5 protein-coding genes and 3 pseudogenes are annotated in these 6,903 nt (G+C 45.5%); 5 read left to right on the top strand and 3 right to left on the bottom strand.

Annotation, left to right across the window (positions count from 1 at the left end; genetic code table 11):
• Nucleotides 1-219, top strand: a pseudogene (locus L5M49_RS24555) (ISAs1 family transposase); the annotation flags it as partial.
• Nucleotides 220-238: 19 nt separating this feature from the next.
• A pseudogene (locus tag L5M49_RS24550) lies at nucleotides 239-1,756 on the top strand (methyl-accepting chemotaxis protein); the annotation flags it as partial.
• An 82-nt stretch (nucleotides 1,757-1,838) separates the two neighbouring features.
• On the opposite strand, the gene L5M49_RS24545 reads toward L5M49_RS24550, so the two are convergent.
• Nucleotides 1,839-2,810 (bottom strand): LysR family transcriptional regulator, encoded by a 972-nt coding sequence (locus L5M49_RS24545; RefSeq protein WP_113940290.1) that lies wholly within the window; start codon nucleotides 2,808-2,810, stop codon nucleotides 1,839-1,841.
• Between the two features lie 113 nt (nucleotides 2,811-2,923).
• Between L5M49_RS24545 and L5M49_RS24540 the strand changes: the two genes are divergently transcribed.
• Complete coding sequence (locus tag L5M49_RS24540) at nucleotides 2,924-4,132, top strand: multidrug effflux MFS transporter (RefSeq protein ID WP_113940291.1); 1,209 nt, start codon at nucleotides 2,924-2,926, stop codon at nucleotides 4,130-4,132.
• Nucleotides 4,133-4,270: 138 nt separating this feature from the next.
• On the top strand, nucleotides 4,271-4,891 hold the full coding sequence (locus L5M49_RS24535; RefSeq protein ID WP_263147483.1) for a tRNA-uridine aminocarboxypropyltransferase: 621 nt from the start codon (nucleotides 4,271-4,273) through the stop codon (nucleotides 4,889-4,891).
• A 139-nt stretch (nucleotides 4,892-5,030) separates the two neighbouring features.
• On the opposite strand, the gene L5M49_RS24530 is transcribed toward L5M49_RS24535, so the two are convergent.
• A complete protein-coding gene (locus L5M49_RS24530; protein ID WP_263266967.1) occupies nucleotides 5,031-5,204 on the bottom strand; it encodes a hypothetical protein in 174 nt (57 codons plus the stop codon).
• Nucleotides 5,205-5,327: 123 nt separating this feature from the next.
• Nucleotides 5,328-6,665, bottom strand: a pseudogene (locus L5M49_RS24525) (putative bifunctional diguanylate cyclase/phosphodiesterase); the annotation flags it as partial.
• An 80-nt stretch (nucleotides 6,666-6,745) separates the two neighbouring features.
• Here L5M49_RS24525 and L5M49_RS24520 point away from each other — a divergent pair.
• Nucleotides 6,746-6,903: transposase (locus L5M49_RS24520; RefSeq protein ID WP_259573881.1), on the top strand; the 158-nt coding region annotated here is incomplete at its 3' end.

Below are 6,903 nucleotides of genomic sequence, written 5' to 3'. Positions count from 1 at the left end.
CATTGGCACATCGAGAACCTGCAACACTGGGTGCTTGACGTCACTTTTAGGGAAGACTGTTCAAGGATTGGTGACCGTGAAAACGCGAAGAAGATGGCGCTATTTCGTCGTATCGTGCTGAACCTTTTAGAGCAGCATCCGCTAAAAGCCAGCAAACCAACCAAGATAAGAAAAGCTGCATGGAATGGCGATTTTAGGAGCGATATTTTCTTTGGTTAAGAGATTTAACAAAGCTTAATCCCGCCCTGGGTACCAAGAGGCTATGCGAACTGGTGGAAGTGTATTTACTCGACCTTATCTTGATACTGCTTTTAATATTTTAGTGGTGACCTTGGCCGAGCCTGTTGCAGGCGGAGTTATTGCTGGAGATCTATCGATTAGTAATCTTATCGAAGAGGTCAACCGCATGAAGTTACCGGCAAACGGTTATGCCATCATGATGCACAAAGACGGCACAGTGATCGCTTATAAAGATCAAGCTAAGACGATGAAACCTATAGCTGAAATCGATAACGAGCTTAATCGCAACTTACCAGAACAAAGCCGTGCAGCGGGCACTCTGTTACCTATGTATTTTGAAAATGAAGGACGTGACAAATTAGTCTGGAGCGTTGATATCCCTAATACAGATTGGGAATTAGTGTTAGTGCTTGATAAGGAAACGCTAGAGTCGCCACTGTCGAGCTTGTTACTCACTCAGTTTGGGCTTTCTGCACTCGTGTTGATCTTAAGTGTATTAGCCATTTCTTGGCTAGTAAGTGTCTTGCTGGGTCCTCTGAGTCGAGTATCGCAAGCACTTGCGCGTATTGCCGATGGCAATGGTGATTTAACTCAACGTATTTCTGTTGATACTCAAGATGAAGTGGGCGTGCTTGCCGACAGCTTTAACCGCTTTGTGGGTAGTCAACATCAGCTGATCAGCCATATTCGCCAATTAGCGAATGAATTAGATGCCGATGCTGAACGTAGTCTTGCCACCACGCAAACTTCTGTTGCGGAATTACAACGTCAGCAGCAAGAAGTCGCTATGGTCGCGACTGCGGTAACTGAAATGGCGAGTGCGACTAATGAGATCGCAGCCAATGCTGAGAACACGGCAACAGCGGCTCAACAGTCTGCAGCGAGCAGTTTACAGGGCAAAGAGTTAGTCAATAAAACTCGTAACTCGATTAATTCCCTCGCCGATGAAGTGACTCAAGCAACGGATGTCATTGAAGACTTGAGCCGTCATGCTAAATCTATTTCGAGCATCCTGGCGACAATTCAAGGGATTGCTGAGCAAACTAACCTGTTGGCGCTTAACGCAGCTATTGAAGCGGCTCGTGCTGGCGAGCAAGGCCGTGGTTTTGCGGTCGTTGCCGATGAAGTTCGAGTACTGTCACGTCGTACACAAGATTCGACTCAGGAAGTACATACCACGATTGAAACGCTACAACGCACTACTGCTAGAGCAGTCAGCTTGATGGAAAGCAGCCAAGCATTAGCGGGTCATAGCGTAGAAGATGCCAATGCGGCGGCGAAAGCCCTTGAAGAAATTACGCAAGCGGTCAACGTGATTTCAGATATGGCAGGCCAAATTGCTACCGCAGCGGAAGAACAGACTCAAGTGACGGGTGAAATAACCCAGAATACGGTTGCGATTAAAGATGTGACTGATGAGATTACCGCATCGGCCATGGCAGATTTGGCACAGGCGAGGGGCTTAAAAGCTCGCGCTAATGACCTGAATGCGCAAGTCGCGACATTTATTCTGTAATCGCTATTCTTAATTGTTTGTCTCGATATTAGCCCGATAAAGCCTTTACTTTGTCGGGCTTTTTACTGGCCGTTTTGTCGTGTTAAAGCATTTCTGTGGGATTGAATAACTTAGCCACACTTTGACAAATGGTTTCTCTAATCCATTTATGTCCTTGATCTTCATCATTTCTTTGATGCCATAACAGTACATAGGCCATTGGCATAAATTCGAAAGGCAGTGGCAGTTGTTTGAGCGGATAAAGTTGGCAGGCGTGACGGGCAAAGCTTGAAGGCAGAGTGAAGATTAAATTGCTGTGGGCGCAAACGCTGGCGGCACCATAAAAGTCGGGTACAGTCGTGCTGATCCGGCGTCTATGCCCAAGATCGGCAAGAAAGTAATCCAGTGCCCACCAATCACTACCTTCACAACGAACCTGCACATGGGCCATATCGAGGTAAAGGGGTAAATTCCATTGTTCTGAGGTGAGCGCCGCCATCAGCGGGTGATCCTCTCGCACTAAGCAGACTTGTTGATCGGTAAATAATGTTTGATAGGCAATCCCTTCTGGCAAGCGATCCACTTGAAAATCCGACAGTGGATGCAAATCCCGCCCTGAAATGCCAAAGTCGATTTGCCCTTGCTGCAAATCCTGCATCGATTTTTCGGTCCAGACATAGGAGTCGAGTTTGACGTTGGGTGCCGTGGTCAGCATAGGGCCGATAAAATATGGGATTAAGGTTTCATAGGCGCTTTCCACCATGGCAAAAGAAAATTGTCGATTGCTACTGGCAGGATTAAAGGTCGGAGGCTGAGTGAGTTGATACAAGTCTTGCAATATATTCGGCAGTTTTTGCCCAAGAATGAGGGCGTGCGCGGTGGGTTTTAAGCCATGTGCCGTGCGCTGAAATAGGGGATCATCTAAGGTTTCTCTGAGTCGATTTAAGCTCTTACTTAGGGCAGACTGACTTATATGTAATCGGCTGGCTGCGCGAGTGACACTCTGCTCCTCTAGCAGTACTTTGAGTATGACCAGCAAGTTCAAATCGATTCTGGCTAAGTTGTCGATATTCACAGATATTCCTCAGAGGAAATTTACTTTGGAAATTATACCATTTCTGTTCATACCTTGAGTTAATTAAAATAGCGCCCACTGAAATACCTTTCCCTGATCAACTGAGATTATTTATGCGGCGCAATCTGTTACCTATCCTGATGTCTATGGTGCTGCTCAGCCCATTAGCCATCGATATTTATTTACCTTCAATGCCAACTATGGCGACAGAATTCGCCGTATCTGCCAGTGATGTGCAATCCACGCTCGTATTGTTTTTATTCGCCATGGGCTTAGGCCAAGTGTTGATTGGGCCATTAGCCGACCGTTATGGCCGCCGTCCTGTGGCCATTTTCGGGGTCTTACTCTACGGCGCAAGTAGTCTTCTCGCTGCCGCGGCCATCGAGTTTCATTGGTTACAGATTGCTCGTGTGCTGCAAGGTTTAGCCGCCTGTTCAACTTCTATCGTGGTGTTTAGTGCGGTGCGCGACTGCTACTCACAAAAAGAAGGCGCTAAAATTTACAGTTACTTAAATGGAGCGATTTGCGTGATCCCAGCTTTAGCACCAACCTTAGGTGGCTTGTTAGCGATGCAATTCGGCTGGCGTTCAACCTTCGTTTTCATGACGTTATATGCCATGTTGATGATGCTCGTTGTCGGTTATCGCTTACCTGAGACTCGTCCAGCCAACACTGTTACTACTGGTCCACTTTACCGTTGGGGTAGATTCAAACCTGTACTCGGTAACACCCACTTTTTGTTTTATGCCTTTGCTTGTATGTCTGCTATGGCGGCTATTTTGAGTTATGTATCTTATGCGCCTGTGTGGTTGATTGGGCATTTAGGGGTTTCTGAGCTAGCGTTTAGTGGTTTATTCGGTCTCAATGCTGTGTTCAATATCGTGGCCTGTTTTGCGGCACCGATCGTCATTCGCAAACTGGGTAATCGTCCAACGGTTATTTTGGCTCTGTCCTTACTCGTTCTGTCTTCAGTGGCGACAGTGGCGGGCCAACAGTTTGGTCCAAATACAGGGATGGCAGCAGCTTTTAACTTCATGTTACCTATGATGTTGTTATGTGTGGGATTTGCCTTCTTACTCGGCCCTGCGACGAGTATGGCACTGTCAGCTTTCGGTGAACGAGCGGGGACTGCCGCGGCTATGCTAGGTTTTATTCAGATGAGTGGTGCATCCGTTTTAGCTGGACTTATACAGCAAACGAATTTAACTGCACCTTATGCAGTGGCACTCGTCATGGGCGTGTTTTCTATCGGTTTATTGTTGATGATGGCGCTGAGTCGATTCGACCACTGGCACCAAGAGCAGTTAGTTGGCGAGCATTAGTTCGCGGCACTGATTAATTACAGAGTACACCCTTTACCCACAGTTTGTTTGACCGCGAACTGTGGGTATTTTTTGTTGTGTCTTATACCCTTTTATCCTTTGGTATACTCGTAAAATAACTCACTACGAGGGTAAAGCTTGTCTCGTCACTATTGTTCTATCTGTCGTTATCCGCAAAATGCTTGCTTATGTGCGAGTGTTCAGCCTATCTCTCCAATGACTCAGTTGGTGGTTTTACAGCACCCGAGTGAAGTCGAACATAAGAAGAATAGTGTGCGGGTATTAAGTCTTGCTGTACCTAAAACGCAAGTTTATGTGGGTGAAAGTGAGTCTGATTTCAAAGGCTTACGAGAATATTTAGCGGCGTGTAATATGCCGATTTATCTCGTCTATCCCTCTGCGTTAAGTGTAAGTGTTGAACAGCAACGTATTAATCCTGATTGTATATTGCTGTTGCTCGATGGCACTTGGCGTAAGGCATTCAAAATGCTGCAGCTGAATCCTTGGTTAACCCAGTATCCTGCGGTGCATTTGGCTGAAGGTTATGAATCGCGCTATCGGATCCGTAAATCGAGTCGTAGCGATAGTTTATCGACCTTAGAAGCTTGCGCTTATATGTTAAGCGCCCTCGATCCTACCCTTGATGTTCAGCCGTTAATGATGGCATTTGATGCTATGGTGGAACTGCGGATTAAGGCGATGCCGAGTACAGTGCAGGTTCGTTATCAGAACTCAAATGAATCCAGTGGTAAGGTATAGTTGATGGGGTTAAGGCTATTGAGTCTTAGATTTTTTAAGTATGAATTAGTGCTTTTAAGTTATTGAGTTTTGAGACTCCGTACGAATTAAAATAGTCAAAATCTTATTCAGATCACGCTAACTTAATGTGAAATACGGTTTAATAACTAGGATTCATTTGCGCAGCAAATGATGAGATAGCTTTGCCAGCCAATTGCTTTGCAGGGGAGTAATTCCATTCATTACTATTAGTAAATGGCGTGCTGGCAGGGCTATCGAGCTTTAAATATGGTGTTTTCTGCAAGAAAATCTTTCCCCTTAGTTCGCGACCCATCAAAATATTTCGATAAAACCTTAGCGGAATCTTTCGTTTTCCGTTGTAAACGTTGAGAGCGTTAATTTGGTACGCAAGTCGGATTATCGAGCTGATGCGAACATCGGCAGTCCTAAATCTGTTCTAGGCTAAGCGTTTTTCCGCAAGAAAGGCTTGGGTGAAGTTTTCGACTGAACTCGGGTAGCCAAATAGAAATCCTTGGGCGAAACCTTGGCCCATATCTGTCATTATGTCTTTTTGTTGTTGAGTTTCAATACCTTCTGCGACGAAGTGAATGTCGAGTGCTTGTGCGAGTTGCACTATAGCATTGCAGAGCTTTTGTCCTGAGACTTCGTTTAAGCGCAAGGCAAACTCGGCATCAATTTTGACGCTGTCTATTGGCAAAGTCCCTAAGCGACTGAGTGACGATAACCCAGTCCCAAAATCATCGATGGCTATGCTGACACCTAACGCTTTGATACGATTGAGTGTGAGTCGTGCTTGCTCCGGTTGCCGTAACAATGCCGATTCGGTAATTTCTAAAATCAGTGCTTCAGCGGGTAACTTCTCCATTTCTAAGGCATTTATCACTTGGTCGATAAAATCTAAGTGTTCCAATTGCAGTGGTGACACATTGACTGAAATTCTAAAGTCGGGTTGATAATGTGCTCGCCAGAGGGCCGCTTGTACACAGGCCTGTTCTAATACCCATTGGCCAATGCTGACAATTAATCCTGTTTCCTCAAGCAATGGCACAAAGTCGGCAGCTTCATAATATTCTGTCGGTGACTTCTGCCAGCGGAGCAGGGCTTCGGCAGCAATAGTTTGATTTGTGTGTAAATCGACTATGGCTTGATAAGCGAGAGTGAATTGTTTTAGGCTATGCGCATGTCTTAGGTTATTGATTAACTGTAATTTTAACTCGGCTGCTAGGCTCATCTCCTTATCGTAAAACACGAGATGCGGTAAGCTCTTTTTAGCGCAATACATGGCAGTATCGGCAAGACTAATCAGCTGTCCCGCTTGGTTACTGTGGGTAGGAAATAGCGCGATGCCTATGCTGGTGCCGAGGAAGAACTTTTGGCCTTCAATTTCAAAGGGGCTCTCAAATAAGCTGAGAATCTGCTCTGCAAACAGCTGAATTTCATCTTTACAGCTACAGTCTTGCAGCACTAAGGTAAATTCATCTCCTCCCATACGGGCTATATCGGCCTTTTCGATACAACCTGCTTCGAGTCTGGCTGCGACGAGTTGTAATACTCTATCGCCCATGGAGTGACCGAAGCTGTCATTGATATTCTTGAAACCATTGAGATCTAAAAACATCAACGCGCCCAGTGCGAGGGGATCAGTTTTAAGTTTTTCGAGGGCACTATTGAGGATCTGTTTGAGATGGAACCTGTTAGGTAATCCAGTCAAGGTATCGTACATAGCCCGAGTTGTTAGCTGGGTTTCTAATAGTTTCTTCGTACTAGGGTCTGTTGATCTTTCGAGAGTAATTTTTAGACAGCATGGCAAGACGTTATAATTTGCTTCGCCAAAAGTAACCATAACCTCAAGCCATGCCAAGACTTATGCTAACCGATGCACGCTGGGAAAAGCTATTTCATTTAATGAAAAGCACAGGCCGTGTTTATGACAAACCTGAACATAGACAAACATTCGAAGGTATTCTTTACCGCCTTAGAACAGGTATCCCTTGGCGAGATTTACCTAAAGA

This window comes from Shewanella sp. SM74, from assembly GCF_025653725.1.
Classification (GTDB): domain Bacteria; phylum Pseudomonadota; class Gammaproteobacteria; order Enterobacterales; family Shewanellaceae; genus Shewanella; species Shewanella oncorhynchi.
This window is presented reverse-complemented; position numbering and strand designations above follow the sequence as displayed.

Excerpts from the sequence above, each read along its gene's own strand:
- L5M49_RS24530 (WP_263266967.1), bottom strand. The coding sequence starts at position 5,204 with ATGGGTCGCGAACTAAGGGGAAAGATTTTCTTGCAGAAAACACCATAT.
- L5M49_RS24540 (WP_113940291.1), top strand. The coding sequence starts at position 2,924 with ATGCGGCGCAATCTGTTACCTATCCTGATGTCTATGGTGCTGCTCAGC.